Source organism: Hoeflea sp. Naph1 (genome assembly GCF_046837775.1).
Classification (GTDB): Bacteria; Pseudomonadota; Alphaproteobacteria; order Rhizobiales; family Rhizobiaceae; genus Hoeflea.
The window spans coordinates 4,562,501-4,580,535 of sequence record NZ_CP177286.1 but is presented as its reverse complement, the minus strand read 5'-3'; the positions used below and the strand labels follow the sequence as shown (position 1 = coordinate 4,580,535).

General features: G+C 61.3%; 20 protein-coding genes (1 of these 20 cut by a window edge). 19 read left to right on the top strand and 1 reads right to left on the bottom strand.

Features of this window, described 5'->3' with window-relative positions:
* Positions 1-6 precede the first annotated feature (6 nt).
* The 7 genes from ACK6D9_RS21935 to doeB are packed head-to-tail and all read left to right on the top strand — an operon-like array spanning position 7 to position 6,810.
* Positions 7-1,290, top strand: a complete 1,284-nt coding sequence (locus tag ACK6D9_RS21935; RefSeq protein ID WP_412050110.1) for a TRAP transporter large permease — start codon at positions 7-9, stop codon at positions 1,288-1,290.
* Positions 1,291-1,302: 12 nt separating this feature from the next.
* The gene (locus ACK6D9_RS21930) at positions 1,303-1,740 is read left to right on the top strand and encodes a universal stress protein (RefSeq protein WP_322987855.1); all 438 of its coding nucleotides are present in this window, start codon (positions 1,303-1,305) and stop codon (positions 1,738-1,740) included.
* A gap of 58 nt (positions 1,741-1,798) precedes the next feature.
* A complete protein-coding gene (locus ACK6D9_RS21925) occupies positions 1,799-2,596 on the top strand; it encodes an ectoine utilization protein EutA (protein ID WP_412050109.1) in 798 nt (265 codons plus the stop codon).
* Positions 2,593-3,594 carry a hydroxyectoine utilization dehydratase EutB gene (gene eutB / locus ACK6D9_RS21920; protein ID WP_412050108.1) on the top strand — a complete coding sequence of 334 codons (1,002 nt, stop codon included), beginning with the start codon at positions 2,593-2,595 and terminating at the stop codon, positions 3,592-3,594. The genes ACK6D9_RS21925 and eutB overlap by 4 nt, the downstream gene beginning before the upstream one ends.
* A 1-nt stretch (position 3,595) precedes the next feature.
* Positions 3,596-4,588 carry an ectoine utilization protein EutC gene (gene eutC, locus ACK6D9_RS21915; protein ID WP_412050107.1) on the top strand — a complete coding sequence of 331 codons (993 nt, stop codon included), beginning with the start codon at positions 3,596-3,598 and terminating at the stop codon, positions 4,586-4,588.
* A 29-nt stretch (positions 4,589-4,617) separates the two neighbouring features.
* Positions 4,618-5,805, top strand: coding sequence for an ectoine hydrolase DoeA (gene doeA / locus ACK6D9_RS21910; protein ID WP_412050106.1), 1,188 nt, complete (start codon positions 4,618-4,620; stop codon positions 5,803-5,805).
* Between the two features lie 6 nt (positions 5,806-5,811).
* Positions 5,812-6,810 carry a N(2)-acetyl-L-2,4-diaminobutanoate deacetylase DoeB gene (gene doeB / locus ACK6D9_RS21905; RefSeq protein ID WP_267654115.1) on the top strand — a complete coding sequence of 333 codons (999 nt, stop codon included), beginning with the start codon at positions 5,812-5,814 and terminating at the stop codon, positions 6,808-6,810.
* Positions 6,811-6,970: 160 nt separating this feature from the next.
* On the opposite strand, the gene ACK6D9_RS21900 is transcribed toward doeB, so the two are convergent.
* The gene (locus tag ACK6D9_RS21900; RefSeq protein WP_322987849.1) at positions 6,971-7,177 is read right to left on the bottom strand and encodes a heavy-metal-associated domain-containing protein; all 207 of its coding nucleotides are present in this window, start codon (positions 7,175-7,177) and stop codon (positions 6,971-6,973) included.
* Between the two features lie 154 nt (positions 7,178-7,331).
* Here ACK6D9_RS21900 and ACK6D9_RS21895 point away from each other — a divergent pair, with 154 nt between their 5' ends.
* The 12 genes from ACK6D9_RS21895 to ACK6D9_RS21840 form a co-directional block, all read left to right on the top strand.
* Positions 7,332-9,848, top strand: a complete 2,517-nt coding sequence (locus ACK6D9_RS21895) for a heavy metal translocating P-type ATPase (RefSeq protein WP_412050105.1) — start codon at positions 7,332-7,334, stop codon at positions 9,846-9,848.
* Positions 9,849-10,123: 275 nt separating this feature from the next.
* On the top strand, positions 10,124-11,050 hold the full coding sequence (locus ACK6D9_RS21890) for a DnaJ C-terminal domain-containing protein (RefSeq protein WP_412050104.1): 927 nt from the start codon (positions 10,124-10,126) through the stop codon (positions 11,048-11,050).
* On the top strand, positions 11,047-11,385 hold the full coding sequence (locus ACK6D9_RS21885; RefSeq protein ID WP_322987846.1) for a chaperone modulator CbpM: 339 nt from the start codon (positions 11,047-11,049) through the stop codon (positions 11,383-11,385). Before ACK6D9_RS21890 ends, ACK6D9_RS21885 begins: the two co-directional genes overlap by 4 nt.
* A gap of 602 nt (positions 11,386-11,987) precedes the next feature.
* Positions 11,988-12,758 (top strand): SDR family NAD(P)-dependent oxidoreductase, encoded by a 771-nt coding sequence (locus ACK6D9_RS21880; RefSeq protein WP_412050103.1) that lies wholly within the window; start codon positions 11,988-11,990, stop codon positions 12,756-12,758.
* Between the two features lie 46 nt (positions 12,759-12,804).
* Positions 12,805-14,205 (top strand): F0F1 ATP synthase subunit beta, encoded by a 1,401-nt coding sequence (atpD, locus tag ACK6D9_RS21875; RefSeq protein WP_412051878.1) that lies wholly within the window; start codon positions 12,805-12,807, stop codon positions 14,203-14,205.
* A 2-nt stretch (positions 14,206-14,207) separates the two neighbouring features.
* On the top strand, positions 14,208-14,612 hold the full coding sequence (locus ACK6D9_RS21870) for an ATPase (RefSeq protein ID WP_412051877.1): 405 nt from the start codon (positions 14,208-14,210) through the stop codon (positions 14,610-14,612).
* Positions 14,609-14,935 carry an AtpZ/AtpI family protein gene (locus ACK6D9_RS21865; protein WP_322987843.1) on the top strand — a complete coding sequence of 109 codons (327 nt, stop codon included), beginning with the start codon at positions 14,609-14,611 and terminating at the stop codon, positions 14,933-14,935. The genes ACK6D9_RS21870 and ACK6D9_RS21865 overlap by 4 nt, the downstream gene beginning before the upstream one ends.
* Before the next feature lie 2 nt (positions 14,936-14,937).
* A complete protein-coding gene (locus ACK6D9_RS21860) occupies positions 14,938-15,231 on the top strand; it encodes an ATP synthase subunit I (RefSeq protein ID WP_412050102.1) in 294 nt (97 codons plus the stop codon).
* On the top strand, positions 15,231-15,932 hold the full coding sequence (locus tag ACK6D9_RS21855; RefSeq protein ID WP_412050101.1) for a F0F1 ATP synthase subunit A: 702 nt from the start codon (positions 15,231-15,233) through the stop codon (positions 15,930-15,932). The genes ACK6D9_RS21860 and ACK6D9_RS21855 overlap by 1 nt, the downstream gene beginning before the upstream one ends.
* Positions 15,929-16,219 (top strand): F0F1 ATP synthase subunit C, encoded by a 291-nt coding sequence (locus ACK6D9_RS21850; protein ID WP_267654106.1) that lies wholly within the window; start codon positions 15,929-15,931, stop codon positions 16,217-16,219. Before ACK6D9_RS21855 ends, ACK6D9_RS21850 begins: the two co-directional genes overlap by 4 nt.
* 2 nt (positions 16,220-16,221) lie before the next feature.
* Positions 16,222-16,989, top strand: a complete 768-nt coding sequence (locus tag ACK6D9_RS21845; RefSeq protein WP_412050100.1) for a F0F1 ATP synthase subunit B — start codon at positions 16,222-16,224, stop codon at positions 16,987-16,989.
* Positions 16,979-18,035, top strand: partial view of a F0F1 ATP synthase subunit alpha gene (locus ACK6D9_RS21840; protein ID WP_322987840.1) — the 5' portion only. Its footprint extends 473 nt past the window's final position; the window shows 1,057 of its 1,530 coding nt (coding positions 1-1,057); its start codon is at positions 16,979-16,981; its stop codon lies beyond the right edge, outside the window. The genes ACK6D9_RS21845 and ACK6D9_RS21840 overlap by 11 nt, the downstream gene beginning before the upstream one ends.

The window sequence follows — 18,035 nt, the reverse complement described above, 5'->3', positions numbered from 1 at the left end:
ATACGCATGGCCACGACTATTTTCCTGATCATGATCGGCTTGCTGCTGCTCGGCTTTCCAATGATGATCCCGCTGCTTGTCGCCACCTTTGTCGGCTTTCTGTTCATGTTCGGCGACATTTCCAAGATGGACTTCATGGTCCAGCAGATCATGGCCGGTATTCGACCTGCCTCGCTGATCGCGGTTCCGATGTTCATTCTCGCGGCCGACATCATGACCCGGGGCCAATCGGCCAACCGGCTGATTGATATGGTGATGAAGTTTGTCGGCCACATCAAAGGCGGCCTGGCCGTCAGTACAGCTGTTGCCTGCACTCTGTTTGGTGCCGTGTCTGGCTCGACCCAGGCCACAGTTGTGGCGGTGGGTTCGCCGCTGCGTCCGCGGATGCTCAAGGCCGGCTACAAGGATTCCTTCGTGCTGGCGCTGATCATCAACGCCTCTGATATTGCCTTCCTGATCCCGCCGTCGATCGGCATGATCATTTATGGCGTAATTTCCAGCACGTCGATTTCCGAGCTGTTCATTGCCGGCATCGGGCCGGGCCTACTGCTGATGGTGCTTTTTTCCGCCTACAGCATGATCTATGCGAAGATCAATGGCGTGCCGACCGAGCCCAAGGCAAGCTGGTCGGAACGGGGCCAGGCTGTTCGAAAGGCGATCTGGCCGCTCGGTTTCCCCGTCATCATTGTCGGCGGTATTTATGGCGGCATCTTCAGCCCGACAGAAGCGGCCGCGGCCTGCGTGCTTTATGCAATCATTCTCGAGTTCATCGTGTTTCGATCGCTGACGATGCCGGACATCTACCGCATCGCCAAGTCGACCGGGCTGATCACGGCTGTGGTCTTCATCCTTGTCGGCGCGGGGGCGGCGTTCTCCTGGGTGATCTCGTTTGCGCAGGTGCCGCAGGAAATCCTGGCCGCGGTCGGGGTTGCCGACATGGGGCCAAAGGGAGTTCTCGGGGTAATATCGGTCGCCTTCTTCATTGGCTGCATGTTCGTTGATCCGATCGTGGTGATCCTGATCCTGGTGCCGATCTTCGCCCCGGTGGTCAACGCCGTCGGCCTTGATCCGGTGCTGGTGGGCACGATCATCACGCTGCAAGTGGCGATCGGCTCGGCAACGCCACCGTTCGGCTGCGATATCTTTACAGCGATCGCCATCTTCAAGCGACCCTATATCGAGGTCATCCGCGGCATCTTCCCGTTCACGGTGATCTTGCTGTGCGTCTCGGTCGCCCTGATCTTTTTCCCGCAGATTGCGCTGTTCCTGCGCGACCTGGCATTTCATTGAGGGATGAGCGCCATGTATGAAACAATTCTGGTTGCCATCGACGGCTCGGAGGGATCGCGGAAGGCGTTGCAGCATGCCGCGTTGTTGCAGAAAACCTGCAATAGCGAGCTGTTGATTCTGACGGTGTTTCGCCATCATTCGATGCTGGAAGCCTCGATGTCGATGGTGCGGCCGGATGATCCTGAAAACATGGACGACGCCATGCGCGGCCACGCCAAGGAGGTTGCCGAGGAAGCCAAGCGGTTGGCCGCGGAAGCCGGTGCCACGAAGATCCGGGCATTTGTCAAATCGGGCCAGCCGGCGCGAACCATCGTCAAGTTTGGCGAGGAGCACAAGGCTGACCTGATCATTGTCGGTAGCCGCGGGCTTGGCGACATGCAGGGCTTTTTGCTGGGCAGCGTGTCACACAAGGTGACCAGCCTCGCAAAATGTCCGGTGATGGTCGTCTAACACAAACCAACATTCGGGAGCGCAGCGCGTCTCCCCTGGTCGAGCAGGAAACCGCCCTATGAATACACCTTCAGTCATGCTTTCCGCTCAACGTATCCAGTTCGACGCGCCCGATGCGACTGTGCGCTTCGGGCTTATTGCGCTCGCCACCGACATGACCAGCGAGCGCGATCTGTACAGGCAATTGCCGCAGGACAATGTCGCTATCCACGTTGCCCGCATCGCTTATGAAAATCCGACGACGCCTGAAAATCTTCGCAAGATGGGGCCACGGCTGACCGAGGCTGCCGGCTTGTTGCAACCGCTGCAGCCGCTAAAGGCGATCTGCTACAGTTGCACGGCAGCATCGGTTGCCATCGGTGATGCTGAAATACGCGCTGCGATCGAGAAAGCCACTGGGCCAGTTCCCGTGGTCACCCCGACAGGAGCTGCGCGGATTGCGCTTTCAACATTCGGGATTAAGCGGCTAGCGGTGCTGACGCCCTACACGGTGGCCACCAGTGAACCGATGGCTGCGTATTTCGCCGGTCATGGGCTGGATATCACCCGCTTTGAATGTCTTGGCCTTGAAGATGACCGCGACATGGCGAGGGTCAGTGGCGACACCATCATCAACGCCGCCGTTGCTGCCGACACGGCAGATGCACAGGCGCTGTTTATCTCCTGCACCGGCTTGCCGGTCGTCAGCGTGATTGCCGAGATCGAACTGCGCATCGGCAAGCCGGTGATCACCTCCAACCAGGCCAGCGCCTGGGTGATGGCGCGGCTTGGCGGATTTGACGATCATCAGCCGGCTCAATATGGCAGGCTGTTTCAACAGGCGCTGCCTGCCGATGCGTTCGGTGAAGCGGCATGAATAATCAGGCTTTTGTAACCCTTGACGAGATCGAACAGGCGCGGCTGGCGATTGCCGGGACCATTCGCCCGACGCTGCTCAACGCTTCTCCTTCGCTTGAGGAATTGCTTGGTGTTCCGGTGTCTTTGAAACTCGAACACCAGCAGATTACCGGCAGTTTCAAGCTGCGTGGCGCGTCGAATGCCATTGCCGGGCTCTCGTACGAAGAGAAGCGTCGCGGGGTGGTTGCAGTATCGACCGGCAATCATGGCCGCGGTCTCGCCCATGCAGCCAGAAAGGCTGGGGTCAGGTGCATCGTCTGCATGTCAAAACTGGTGCCGCAGGCGAAAATCGACGGCATCAAGGCCCAGGGCGCCGAGGTGCGCATTATCGGCAATTCGCAAGATGAGGCGCAGTTGGAGGTCGACCGGCTGATTGAGGAAGACGGCATGACGATGCTGCCGCCCTTCGATCACCGCGCCATCATTGCCGGGCAGGGGACGCTCGGGCTGGAACTACTAGAGCAGATTGGCGACGTCACAACCTTGCTCGTGCCGCTGTCCGGTGGCGGGCTGATTTCAGGTGTCGCTGCGGCGATCAAGGCGAAGCGTCCCGAGGTCAGGATTATCGGCGTCTCAATGGAGCGCGGAGCGGCAATGCATGCCTGTCTTGAGGCCGGCAAGCCGATCCAGGTTAAGGAACTCGCGACGCTCGCCGATTCGCTCGGCGGCGGCATAGGGCTCGACAACCAGCTGACTTTCGCGATGACCCGGGATCTGGTCGACGATGTGGTTCTGGTCAGTGAAACCGAAATTGCTGCCGCCATCCGGCACATCTACTGGCAGGAGCGCCAGATTGTTGAGGGCTCCGGCTCTGTGGGTGTGGCGGCGATGCTCGCCGGCAAGATCAAGAGCGCCGGTCCGGTGGCGGCGATCCTGAGCGGCGGCAATATCGACATGAAGCAGCATCATCGCATCATCTCCGGTGAGGATGTTGATGTGACCCGGGAGGACGCGTGACATGGCCAGCATCAAGATCCTGACCGAAGCCGATCTGCGTCAGGCCGTGCAGCTTGATCTTGCGGCGATCAAGTGTATCGAGCAGGCGTTCTCGGCGCTCGCCGGGGGCGATGTGGTGATGCCGCCGATCCTGTCGATGGCGATTGCGCCGTTCAATGGCGAGGTCGATGTCAAGACCGCTTTCGTGCCGGGGATCGACAGCTTTGCCATCAAGGTTTCACCGGGATTTTTCGACAATCCGAAGATCGGCCTGCCGAGTACGTCGGGGCTGATGGTGCTATTTGCGGCCAATACCGGGATGCTTGAGGCGCTGCTGCTCGATAATGGCTATCTGACTGATGTGCGCACGGCCGCCGCCGGCGCGGTTGCAGCCCGACATCTGGCGCGGCAGGATGCATCGCGCGCCTGCATTCTGGGGGCGGGCAGCCAGGGCAAGTTGCAGCTCAAGGCGCTCTGCCTGGTCCGGCCGATCACGTCGGCAACAATCTGGGCGCGCGATCCGGCGAAGGCCGCCGCTGCGGCCCGGCAAATGAGTGCTGAACTCGGAATTGAGGTGACTGCCGCCAGCGATGCTGCGGTGGCCGTTGCGGCGGCAAATATTGTGGTTACCACCACGCCGGCGACCGAACCGGTGCTCATGGCCGAGTGGTTGCGGCCGGGCCAGCACATCACGGCCATAGGCTCGGACCAGCACCACAAGAACGAGCTCGATCCCGGTTGTTTTGCGCGGGCCGCGCTGTATGTGCCCGACCGGCTTTCACAGACCCGAAGCCTTGGCGAATTGCGCACGGCAATTGCCGCGGGTGTCGTCAAGGCTGACGCAGACTTTGCCGAACTTGGCGCCATTGTCGCGGGAACGGCCAGCGGTCGCCCGTCCGATGACGCCATTACCATCGCCGATCTGACCGGCACCGGAGTGCAGGACACCGCAATAGCCACCTTCGCCCGAAAACGCGCGCTGGCATCGCATGCCGGCACCGATTTCACCAATTAGTCAACACCAGCAAAAAGGAAGCCGTCCAAATGTCCGCGCCAGTTCTAAGTTTCAGCCGGGATGAGTATCAGCGCCGCGTCGCCAAGACGCGCAAGGCCATGGCGGCCGCCGGTGTTGATCTCATTATTGTCTCCGACCCTTCCAACATGGCCTGGTTGACCGGCTATGATGGCTGGTCATTTTATGTGCATCAATGCGTGCTGGTGGGGCCGGATGGAGATCCGGTCTGGTTCGGGCGTGGTCAGGACGCGAATGGCGCCCGGCGCACGTCGTATCTCACTGACGCCGACATCATTGGCTACGCGGACAATTATGTGCAATCGACCGAGCGCCATCCGATGGATTATCTGTCCACGCGAATTGATGAACGCGGCTGGTCGGCGATGCGCATCGGCGTCGAGATGGACAATTACTGGTTCTCGGCGGCGGCATTCGCCTCGCTGCAGAAACATCTGCCCAATGCGAAATTTTCTGACACCACCGCGCTGGTGAACTGGCAGCGCGCCGTCAAGTCGAGCCAGGAGCTTGACTATATGCGCAAGGCTGCCCGGCTGGTCGAGCGGATGCATCAGACTATTTTTGAGAAATGCGAGCCGGGTTACCGCAAGTGCGACCTGGTGGCCGACATCTATGAAGCAGGCCTGCGCTATGACGAGACACTGGGATTTGGCGGTGATTACCCTGCGATCGTGCCGTTGCTGCCATCGGGCGCGGACGCCTCGGCGCCGCACCTGACCTGGGACGACAAGCCGATGAAAAGCGGCGAGGGCACGTTCTTCGAAATTGCCGGCGTCTACAAGCGTTATCATTGCCCGTTGTCGCGCACCGTGTTTCTGGGCAAGCCGACCCAGACCTTCATCGATGCCGAGAAGGCCGTGCTGGAAGGCATGGAAGCAGGGCTGGAGGCAGCGAAGGCGGGCAACCTGTGTGAGGACATCGCCATTGCCTTTTTCGGTGTGCTCAAGAAGCACGGAATCAGCAAAGACAACCGCACCGGCTATCCGATCGGTCTGTCGTATCCGCCGGACTGGGGCGAACGCACCATGTCGCTCAGGCCCGGCGACAAGACCGTGCTTGAAGAGAACATGACATTTCACTTCATGACCGGTCTGTGGATGGATGATTGGGGTTTCGAGATCACCGAGAGCATCGTCATTGGCGCCAATGGACCCGAGTGCCTGGCTGATGTGCCACGCCGTCTTTATGTGAAGGATTGAGCCGCCATGCCTGTCAATCCGATAGTTCCGACGATCCCGCTGACCGAAGATGGCGAGCACCACGGCTTCCTCCGCCTGCCGTACAGCCGCGATGATTCTGCCTGGGGGTCGGTGATGATCCCGCTTACCGTCATCAAGAACGGGGAGGGACCGAGCGCGCTACTGACTGGGGCCAATCATGGCGATGAATATGAAGGCCCGGTGGCGCTGATGGATCTGGCGACGACGTTGAAAGCCTCCGACATCACCGGGCGGGTGATCATCGTGCCGGCTTTCAATTATCCGGCATTCCGTGCCGGTTCGCGAACCTCGCCAATCGACAAGGGCAACATGAACCGGTCGTTCCCGGGCAAGCCGGATGGAACGGTCACCGAAAAGATCGCTCATTTCTTCAACAGCGTGCTGTTGCCTGAGGCGAATGTCGTGGTCGATTTTCATTCCGGTGGCAAGACACTGGATTTCGTGCCGTTCGCCTGTGCCCATGTGCTCGAAAATGCCGACCAGCAGGCGGCCTGCGTCGCCGCCGTCGAGGCCTTCAATGCGCCCTACACCATGATGCTGCTGGAGATCGACAATGTCGGCATGTACGACACGGCGGTGGAGGACCAGGGCAAGATCCTGGTCACCACCGAACTTGGCGGCGGGGGCACCGCATCGGCCCGGTCGATTGCTATCGCCAAAAAGGGCGTACGCAACGTGCTCAAACATGCCGGAATCATGAACGGTGAACTCGACACCAGACCATCGGTGATGCTCGATATGCCCGATGACGACTGCTATGTGTTCAGTGAAGACGACGGCCTGATCGAGCCGACAAGGGATCTGGGCGATGTGGTGGAGAAGGGCGAGGTTGTCGCCCGCGTCTGGCTGCCTGATCGTACCGGCCGCCCGCCAATTGATTACCGCGCCAAGCGCTCGGGCATATTGGTGTCACGGCATTTCCCTGGGCTGGTAAAGGCCGGCGATTGCATGGCGGTTCTGGGGGTTGTTGTCGACAGCCTCTGATCCCGGACAAAACAAGCCGATGTCGCCTGCTTTGGTCGGGCGGCATTGGCTTGCAGACGGCCACAGCGTCGGGGCCCTGCAATGAGGTCCGGACTTGCGGCGAGCCCCGATGGGTCGAGTATTGCTGTCGCCTGGACTTTTATGGCCTTATCAGTGGCGATTACGCAGTCGTTGTACCGCGCACGGCGTAGCCGGCTTCGTTGATCGCCGCGATCAGCGCCTCATCGGCAAGCTTGCTGTCGACCCCGACAGACAGGGCCGTAAGGTCGCATTCGACCATTGCGTCGGGATCAGCGGCCTTGATCGCCTTTTCGATCGCTGAAGTGCAATGTTCACAGCTCATGTCCGGTACATTGAATCTGGTCATCGGATAATTCCTTTCTGGTTAAGCTGACGGTGAACTGTCCAGCGGTCGGAAGGTCAAGCTCTTTTGCCGCGTGACGATATTTTTTTCGCAAATTCTTGACCTTCCAGCTGATGGAAGCCCTATGTGAAGCGGGTTCTCGAAACCGGAGTTTTCCATGTCCGACTTGCACCATTTCAGACTGTCGATTGAAGGCATGTCCTGCGCTTCGTGCGTGGGCCGCGTGGACAAGGCATTGAAAGCCGTGCCGGGGGTGACCGGTGCTTCGGTCAATCTGGCGAGCGAAACGGCGCAGTTTGACCTCAGCGATCAGGGTAACCTGTCTGATGTCGCCGAGACGCTCAAGACCGCCGGATATCCGGCGCGGACACAAAAGGTGACGCTGAGCATCGCCTCGATGTCCTGCGCATCCTGTGTCGGGCGCGTTGACAAGGCGATTGCCGCATTAGTCGGTGTACTCGATGTCAACGTCAACCTGGCGGCGGAAACCGCAACCGTGACCTATCTGGAAGGGGCGGTCGCGGTTTCGGACCTGATCGCCGCCGCCACTGCCGCCGGGTATCCGGCCGAACGGGTCGAGGGCGAGGCGGTGACCGGCCGGTCGGCGCGAAAACAGGTCGAGGCCAGTGCCCTGGCGCGCAGGATGGCATTTGCCGCGGCGCTGGCGTTGCCGGTTTTCGTGCTCGAGATGGGCAGCCACGTCATTCCGGGCATGCACGAACTGATTGGCCGGAGCATCGGCCATCAGACCAGCTGGATCCTGCAATTCGTGCTGACCACGCTGGTGCTGGTCGGGCCGGGACGCGGCTTTTACACGAAAGGCTTCCCGGCGCTGCTGCGTGGCGCGCCGGACATGAACAGCCTGGTGGCTGTGGGCACTTCGGCGGCCTATCTCTATTCGGTGATCGCGACCTTCCTGCCGGCGTTGATCCCTGCGGAAGTTCGGGCTGTCTATTTCGAAGCGGCGGCGGTGATCGTGGTTTTGATCCTTTTGGGCCGGTATCTTGAAGCGCGTGCCAAGGGCCGCACAGGCGCGGCGATTGAAAAACTGCTGGGGCTGCAGGCCCGCACGGCGCGGGTCGTTCGCGACGGTGAAATCAGGGATGTTCCGATCGAGGAGATCCGCGCCGGCGAAATCCTGGTGGTGCGGCCGGGAGACCGGATTGCCGTCGACGGCGAGGTCACCGAAGGCACAAGCTATATCGATGAAAGCATGATCACCGGTGAACCGGTGCCGGTGGCCAAGGCTGCGGGTGATGCGGTGACCGGCGGTACCGTTAATGGGGCCGGGAGTTTCCGGCTGAAGGCAACGCGTGTGGGTGGCGACACGACGCTGTCGCAGATTATCCGCATGGTGGAACAGGCGCAGGGAGCCAAGCTTCCGATCCAGGGAATGGTGGACAAGATTACGCTGTGGTTCGTGCCGGCGGTAATGGCAGCGGCACTGCTGACCGTCCTTGTCTGGCTGATATTCGGTCCCAGCCCGGCAATGTCGCTGGCGCTGGTTGCGGGCGTATCGGTGTTGATCATTGCCTGCCCCTGCGCGATGGGTCTGGCGACGCCAACCTCGATCATGGTCGGCACCGGCCGGGCCGCAGAAATGGGCGTTCTGTTCCGCAAGGGCGATGCGCTTCAATTGCTGGCCAATGTCGATGTTGTCGCTTTCGACAAGACCGGCACGGTGACCGAAGGCCGGCCGGAACTGACGGATCTTGAACTGGCTAATGGTTTTACACGAGCCGATATTCTGGCTCTGGTTGCCGCGGTCGAGGAACAATCCGAGCATCCGATTGGCGAAGCCCTGGTTCGTGCCGCCCGATCCGAAGAGTTGCCGCGCCACGCGGGGACGGAATTCACCTCGATCACCGGGTTTGGTGTGAAGGCCCGGGTAAACGGGCACGATGTGATGGTTGGCGCAGACCGGCTAATGGAGCGGGAGGGGCTGGATCCGGGAGCGCTGCGCGACAGTGAGCAATTGATGGCCAACCGCGGCCGCACCGCTCTCTATGCAGCGATTGACGGCCAGGTGGCAGCGGTGATCGGCGTGGCGGACCCGGTAAAACAGGCAAGTGCTGCGGCAATTGCAGCACTTCACGATCTGGGTCTGAAGGTCGCGATGATCACCGGAGACAAGCGCGAGACAGCCGAAGCCATCGGCCGTGAGGCGGGAATAGATGATGTCATCGCTGGTGTTTTGCCTGATGGAAAGGTGGCGGCGCTGGACCGGCTTCGCGAAGGCGGGCGTAAGGTCGCCTTTGTCGGTGACGGCATCAATGACGCGCCGGCGCTGGCACATGCCGATGTCGGCATTGCCATTGGCACGGGAACCGACGTGGCAATTGAATCGGCTGATGTGGTGTTGATGTCGGGCGATCTGCGCGGCGTCGTTAACGCGTTCGAGGTGTCGCGCCGCACCATGGCCAACATCAAGCAGAACCTGTTTTGGGCCTTTGGCTACAATGTCGCGCTGATTCCGGTGGCGGCAGGGGTGCTCTACCCGGTCTCGGGCGTGCTGCTTTCACCGGTGCTGGCCGCAGGCGCGATGGCGCTGTCGTCGGTGTTCGTTCTTTCCAATGCGCTGCGGCTGCGCCGCATCCGCCCGTTGATGGACGAGAGAATCAAGCCGGCAGCAGTCGGCATCGCACAGTCAGCGATTTCGGTGCCAGCGCAATGAACGGCGGCCCCCGTCGAAAGCCGAGGTGGCTGATTGGTGCGATGCGGCATAAACTTGAAAATCCGAGAAGCACAACAAATATAATGGATAACGAAACAATCTGACCTTCCAACGGCGCGAAATTCGCGCCGCTACAGGCACCGCGCGTTTATCTGACTTTCAAACGCCGCGCTCGAAAGGAAAGAGGCGGGACACAGGAGCAAAGCAGTGTATTGCAGAATACTGATCAATATTTGCTACATTCCCTTGGCTGACAGAGGCGGAAACAGCTGCTCATGAGTAATGACCCTTACAAAATTCTCGGCGTTGCCAAGGGCGCGGCACAGGCCGACATCAAGAAGGCCTATAGAAAGCTGGCAAAAACCTTGCATCCCGATTTGCACCCCGGGGACAAGTCCAAGGAAACCGAGTTTCAAAAGGTTTCCAGCGCCTACAGCATTATCGGCGATCCGGACAAACGGAAGCGCTTTGACGCCGGGGAAATCGACGCCAGCGGCCAGGAAATGCCCGAGCGGCAATATTACCGGCAACATGCCGGCGCCGACCCGCACGGACGCTATGAATCGGCGGCTGGCTTTGGTGATTTCGAGGACGCGTCGGATATCTTTGCCGATTTGTTCAAAGGACGCGCCCAGGCTCGGGGAGGTGGTGGTTTTGCCGCGCGTGGCGCGGACGTGCGCTACCATCTTGACGTCGATTTCATGGATGCGGCACGCGGCGCCAAGCGCCCGATCCCGTTGCCTGATGGCGGCATGATCGAGCTGTCGATTCCGGCCGGTGTTGATGACGGCCAGACCTTGAGACTGCGCGGCAAGGGACGACCGGGCATCGGCGGCGGGCCGACCGGCGACGCTTATGTCGAGATCGCCGTGAAACCGCACCCGTTGTTTCGGCGGGAAGGCAAAGATATCGAGATCGACCTGCCGATCGGTTTTGACGAAGCCGTGCTCGGCGCTCGTGTCGAAGTGCCAACGCTTTCGGGGAAGGTGGCGATGGCCATTCCCAAGGGTGCGTCGTCGGGGCACCGGATGCGGCTCAAGGGCCAGGGCATCAAGCCTGCAAAAGGCACCGCGGGCGACCAGTATGTGCGGCTGAAGATTGTTCTGCCGGAGAAGATTGACGACCAAATGCGTTCGATCGCCGAGAGCTGGCGCGATGCTGTCAAGGATGATCCCCGTGCGAAACTCTGGAGAATGACATGAAGTTTGGCGAACGCGAAGTCGTCGCGACAGTGGGTCGGCTGCAATTGCGCGAACTCAGGCTGTGGGTGCGTGAAGGCTGGCTCAATCCCGCTGAAAGCGAGGATGGCCTGCTGTTTGATGAACTGGATGTCGCGCGCATCCGGTTGATCTGCGATTTGCGCAAGGAAATGGCATTGTCTGCTGACGCGATACCGGTGGTGCTGTCGCTGCTTGATCAAGTGCATGGATTGCGGCGCGAATTGCGCGGACTCGCCGAAGCCGTCGGGCAGCAGCCGCACGAAACTCGGCGGGCGATCGTTGACGCCTACCGGATCAGGCTGTCCTCGCACTCCTGATGGGGCCTGATCGAGTCTGATCCGAGCCGGTTTCGGGCCTTGTCGGTGAGCAACCGGAATCGGTCGTCCTTGCCAGGCGATCCGCGCTGTCGCCCGTCGTCAGTCATATGATGCCGGGCGCGTTTTGGCGCGGCGGCTCTGTTCACACATACTTTCCAAATCTTTTTCTGATCGCAATTCCCGACTTTCGCTGACCGGGACAGCGAAACTGGTGCAGTGCGCCCTCTGCATGGCGGCGGAAGATCTGGAAGGCTGTTGTCACGCCCTGCGACCGGCCGAGCAAATGCAGACAAGGCCCTCATCATTCGAGTGTGGCTCCCGCCTATTGACCCAAATCAATGCCGATGGCCGCGAACCCGCCTTTATTGGAGCCGCTAGGTGTGTGAGCCTGGTTGTCACGGGATCATGCCGGGGAATGTCATTGGCTGTCGTGCCGCTCGCGGTCGCGGGCGTGGCGTTTCCGGCGTCAGGACGGTTCGAAAGTGCCGGCAATGTTTGCAGTTAAACGGCCACCGGGTCCGCTTGAATGAGCTGAAGGTGCGCGTGCCCTTCTGGCGCCGACACGAAATCTGGTGATGCGAGAATAACAAAGGAGATGAACGATGAAACGTCTGCAGGACAAGGTGGCGCTGATAACCGGTGGCGCAGCAGGTATCGGCCTCGAAACGGCCAGACTGTTTCTGACCGAAGGCGCCAAGGTTGCCCTGGTTGATCTCAAGAAGGACGATCTGGCAAAGGCTGAGCGCGAACTGGGTGGTCTGGGGGACGTGATCGCGATAGCTGCCGATGTGTCATCGCCGGGAGATGCCGCGCGCTATGTCGCGGAAACCGTAACCAAATTTGGGCGGATCGACGTGTTCTTCAACAATGCCGGCATTGAAGGCAAGGTTGCGCCGCTGGTGGAACAGCGGATCGAGGATTTTGACCGGGTCATCGCCGTCAATGTGCGCGGCGCCTTTCTCGGGCTTCAACATGTATTGCCGGTGATGATCAGCCAAAAATCCGGCAGCGTTATCAACATGTCGTCCATTGCCGGGCTGAAAGGCAGTCCTAATGTTGCGCCCTACATCACCTCGAAACACGCCGTTGTCGGCTTGACGCGTGCCGCGGCGATCGAGGTTGCCTCCAGCAATGTGCGGGTTAACTCGGTGCACCCGTCGCCGGTGAATACGCGGATGATGCGGTCGCTCGAAGACGGCTTCAATCCGGGCCATGGTGATGATGTCAAGCAGGCGCTGCAGGCATCGATCCCGCTTGGGCGTTATGGCGAGGCGTCGGATATCGCCAAACTGGTTCTATTCCTGGCTTCCGACGATTCGGCCTTCATTACCGGGGCCCAGTACCCGGTCGATGGCGGTATGGCGGCCGGGTAATGATCCGGTTTGGAGCGCCAACATGACCAGGGCTGAAAAAGTGCCGATGCGCGGCCCGGACGGGAAGTTTCAGGATGGGCAGCAGCTCGCCGAAGGCACCATCGTGGCGATCCGCGGCGGCGTTGTCGATGTGGCGTTCGCCGCCCCGGTGCCGCGGGTACATGCGCTCGTGCGGGCCGGGTCGGTCGCCATGGAGGTTGCGGCACTGCTGGAGAACGGGGTGGTGCGTTGCATTGCGCTCGGCTCAACACGCGGCTTGGGGCTGGGCATGCGCGCCAGCAGCACCGGTGGCGGCATCGAGGTGCCGGTTGGCGAGACTGTTCTGGGGCGGATGCTGAACATGTTTGGCGAACCGCTTGATGGATTGCCGCCGCCTGCGGCGACCGAACGCCGACTGATCCATCAGCCGCCGCCGCCGCTTTCCGAGCGGGTGTTGCGCGCCGAAGTGCTTGAAACCGGGATAAAGGCCATCGACCTGCTGTCGCCGATCGAGCGCGGCGGCAAGACCGGGCTTTTCGGCGGTGCCGGGGTCGGCAAGACCGTGCTGCTCAGCGAGTTGATCCACAATACGGTCGAGCATCACCACGGCGTCAGCCTGTTTTGCGGCATCGGCGAAAGATCACGCGAAGCCGAGGAGCTTTGGCGCGAGATGGGCGAGGCCGGGGTGCGCGAGCAGATGGTGATGCTGTTTGGCCAGATGAACGAAGCGCCCGGCGTGCGCTTTCTGATCGGCAATTCCGCCCTGACGATGGCCGAATTCTTCCGCGATGATCGCGGCCAGGATGTGCTGCTGCTGATCGACAACATCTTCCGGTTCGTCCAGGCGGGGTCGGAAGTGTCGGGTCTCTTGGGACGGATGCCGTCGCGCGTGGGTTACCAGCCAACGCTTGCCACCGAACTTGCGTCCCTGCAGGAGCGGATCTCGTCGACCCGGAGAGGGTCTATTACCTCGATCCAGGCAGTCTATGTGCCCGCCGATGATTTTACCGACCCGGCGGCGGCGCACATCTTTTCGCACCTGTCGGCGTCGGTGGTGCTGTCGCGCAAGCGCGCCAGTGAAGGCCTTTATCCGGCTGTTGATCCGTTGGCCTCGTCATCGGTGATGCTCACACCCGCCGTGGTCGGCCAACGGCACTATGACATCGCCCGTGCGGTGCGGCGGACGCTCGCCGAGTACGAGGAATTGCGCGACATCATCGCCATGCTGGGGATCGAGGAGCTGTCAGCGCATGACCGCGCCACGGTTGCCCGCGCGCGCAGACTCGAGCGGTTTTTGACACAACCATTCTATACCGTGACGGCCTCGGTGGGCACGGAAGGCAAACTGGTGCCGATCGCCGAAACCCTGGATGGCTGCGAGGAGATTCTCGCCCAGACCCATTTTGACCTGCCTGAAAGCGCTTACTACATGATTGGCGGGCTTTCCGAACTGGAGGCTGTTGCGTGACCATGTTTACGCACATGCAGGTTCACTTGCGACTGCCGGCGCGTACCCTGTTTGAGGGGCCGGCGGTCAGCCTGACCGCAACGGCGGCCAATGGCAGCTTCGGTATGCTGCCCAATCATATCGATTACGTCACTGCGCTGGTGCCTTCGGTGCTCTTGATTGTGATGCCCGGCGGTGAAGAGAAAATTTTCGGTATCGACGAGGGGCTGCTGGTCAAGAAGGGTCAGGATGTAGATCTCGCGGTTCGACGCGGTGTGCCGGGAGATGATCTGGAAACCCTGCGGCAGACCGTGGACGCAAGTTTTACCGAGATGGAAGAAGAAGAACGCGTGGCCCGTGCCGCGCTGTCACGGCTTGAGGCCGACATGGTGCGGCGGTTCACAAGTCTGCGCAGGCCGCACCCATGAGTGAGGATCAAGACAAGGGCAGCGGCGACGAGGCCGCTCGCGACAAGGACCTCCGAGACAGGGCCACGCAAGATATCGGCGACCGGGCGCGACGCATGAAAGCGGCCCGCGACAATCCCGGACCAAGCCCGCTGCGCGGCATCGGCACTTTCGGCATGATCGGCTGGACGGTCGCCGTGCCGACCGTGGCCGGTGCGTTCCTGGGCATATGGCTTGATAAGGTGGCGCCGCAGAATTTTTCGTGGACCATAGCACTGATCCTTGGCGGGGTGGCCCTGGGGGCCATCGTTGCTTGGGTGTGGATTGACAAGGAAGGAAGCTGAAAATGATCGCCATTGACTGGACTTCTTTCGCTCTGGGCGCCGGCGCCGGATCGCTGATGGGCGTGTTTTTTTTCGCCGGACTGGCTCTGGGCATACAACTGGCGCTGCGCACGGAGCGTGCCGCGCTGGTGCTGGCGCTCAGTGCCGCGCTGCGCATAGCCGCGCTGCTGGTCGCCGGATGGCTGGTCGCGGGGGCGGGCGTGACAGCTCTGGCGGGCTTCGGTTTGGCGTTCATGCTGGTTCGCCTGATCGCCATTTCTATCATGCGCATTTCCCCGCCGGCGGAGGCCTGCTGATGGAACCGACCCCTGACAGCAGCGTCGTTTTCACGATCGCGGGCCTCGCCATCAACAAGACCATTTTCAACACCTGGCTGATCATGGCGCTGCTGACCGGCGCCTCCCTCATCATTACGCGAAAGCTGCGTCCGGATGTGCCGCCAAACCGGTGGCGGACAACACTTGAAGTGATCGTTCAGGGCATTGACGGGCAGATCGCCGAGATCACTCGGCGGCACGACCGGCGTCTTCTGTATTTTACCGGCACGCTGTTCCTGTTCATCGTTACCTCGAACCTGTTGATGGTGGTTCCGGGCTTCGATCCGCCGACGGCTTCGCTGTCGACGACGGTGGCATTGGCGCTGTCCGTGCTGGTGGCGGTGCCGCTTTTCGGCATCGGCAGCCGCGGGTTGGCGGGTTATCTTCGCACCTATCTGGAACCGTCGGTGATCATGCTGCCGTTCAACATCATCAGCGAGTTTTCACGCGGCATTTCACTCGCCATTCGGCTTTACGGCAACATCATGAGCGGGGCGGTGATCGCGGCGATCCTGCTCGGCATCGCCCCCTTCTTCTTTCCCGTGGTGATGGACATGCTCGGTCTGCTGACCGGCGTCATCCAGGCTTACATCTTCGCCATCCTCGCCACCGTTTACATCTCTTCGGCCACAGCCCCGGTAAAGCCGGATGCCGATGAAGCAGCAAAGGACCCGTCATGACCGAACTTTCCATCATAGCCGTGATCTCGATTTTCACCGCCGGCCTCACCGTGTCGTTCGGCGCGCTTGGTCCGGCGCTCGGCGAAGGCCGTGCGGCTGCTACCGCGCTTAGCGCCATCGCCCAGCAACCCGATGCCGCCTCGACCTTGTCGCGAACGCTGTTCGTCAGTCTGGCGATGATTGAATCGACCGCGATCTACTGCTTTGTCGTGGCCATGATCCTGCTGTTTGCCAACCCGTTCTGGAATGCGGCGCTGGAGGCTGCACAACAGCAAGTGGGCGGCTGATCATGTCGATTGACTGGATCACGGTGGCCGCGCAGGTCGTCAATTTTCTCCTTCTGGTGTGGCTGTTGCGGCGATTTCTCTACCGCCCGATTCTCGACGGCATTGATGCCAGAGAGGCAGAAATAGCGGACCGGATGGGAGAGGCGAAGGCCATTCGGGAGGCGGCCGAAGCAGCCGAAGCGAGCTACAAGGCCGAGGTTGCAAAGCTCAGCGCCAGCCGGGCGGAGATGCTCGAGGACGCGCGCAAGACGGCCGAAAAGCAGCGGGACACGCTGCTTGCCGAAACCCGCAAGCGGCTGGCTGCGGAGCAAGCCGACTATGAGGCCCAGCGCGCCGAGGATGCGCGACGCTACGCCGAGGAACTGCACCGTGCGGGCGCCAAGGCGCTTTTGTCGCTGACCCGCAAGGCGCTCGAAGATCTGGCTGACGAGACGCTGGAACAACGGATCGTCGCCAATGCGGCAGCGCGGCTGAGCGGTCTGGCAGAAGACATGCGTGATGCGGCAGGAGATGACCGCGAAGCCGTGGTGTTGACCCAGGCGCCCTTGCCGGAAGCATCGGCCGGCAAACTGCGCACGGAACTGGAAGCAATCCTTCCGGGGTTCAGTTTTCGCTTTGCCACCGATCCCGGGCTAGCGCCCGGCCTGACACTTCGGCTTGGCGGCGCCCAGATTGCCTGGACAGTCGACAGTTATCTCTCCGGCCTCGATGCGGTGTTGGAGGAGCAGTCCGGGCTCACAATCAGCAAGGCGGTTGCCGATGCCAACTGAATCCGGAGCAGACGCCATGATGCCGGATCTGGTCCAGATGTTGCTGGATGCGCCTGCGCCTGCGCCAGAACTCAGCGAGATTGGCCGCGTGGCCGAGGTCGGCGATGGCATTGCCGTCGTGACCGGGCTGGCGCGGGCACTGGCCGATGAGCTTGTCGAATTTGCCTCGGGCGTGCGCGGTATCGTATTCGATCTTGAGCCCGGCCGCCTCGGCGTTGTGTTGCTGGGGCCTTCGGAGGCGATTTCACTGGGCGAGGACGTGCGCCGCACCAACCGGGTTATCAGCGTGCCGGTCGGGCCGGCGCTGCTCGGACGGGTGGTCGATGCGCTGGGCCGCCCGCGTGACGACAAGGGGCCAGTCGGGGCCAGCATGATCCACCCGATCGAGGCCGAGGCGCCGGATATTCTGCACAGGTCCGCCGTGCACCGGCCGCTTGCTACCGGGCTCAAGGCGATCGACGCCACGGTGCCGGTGGGGCTGGGGCAACGGCAGTTGATTATCGGCGATCGCCAGACCGGCAAGACCTCGATCGCCGTCGATGCCATCCTCAACCAGCGTGAAACGGGGGTGCTCTGCATCTATTGCGCCATTGGCCAGCGCGGCGATGCGGTGGCCAAGGTGATAGGGGCGCTGCACGATGCCGACATGATGAAAAATACTGTCGTCATCGCCGCCGGCGACGAGGACGCGCCGGGGCTCGCCTATATTGCCCCTTATGGCGCCATGTCGGTGGCAGAATCCTTTGCCGCCAAAGGCCGCGATGTGCTGGTGGTGATGGATGATCTGACACATCACGCGCATGCCTACCGAGAGTTGTCGCTGCTGTTGCGTCGCCCTCCGGGGCGCGAGGCGTTTCCCGGCGACATCTTCTATGTTCACGCGCGTCTGCTGGAACGGGCGGGGCAGTTTACCCAGAGTGGCGGTGGTGGTTCGATCACCGTGCTGCCGGTGGTCGAGACCCAGGCCGAAAATCTCTCCGCCTATATTCCAACCAACCTGATCTCGATCACCGACGGACAGATCTACCTGTCGCCGCGGCTGGTTC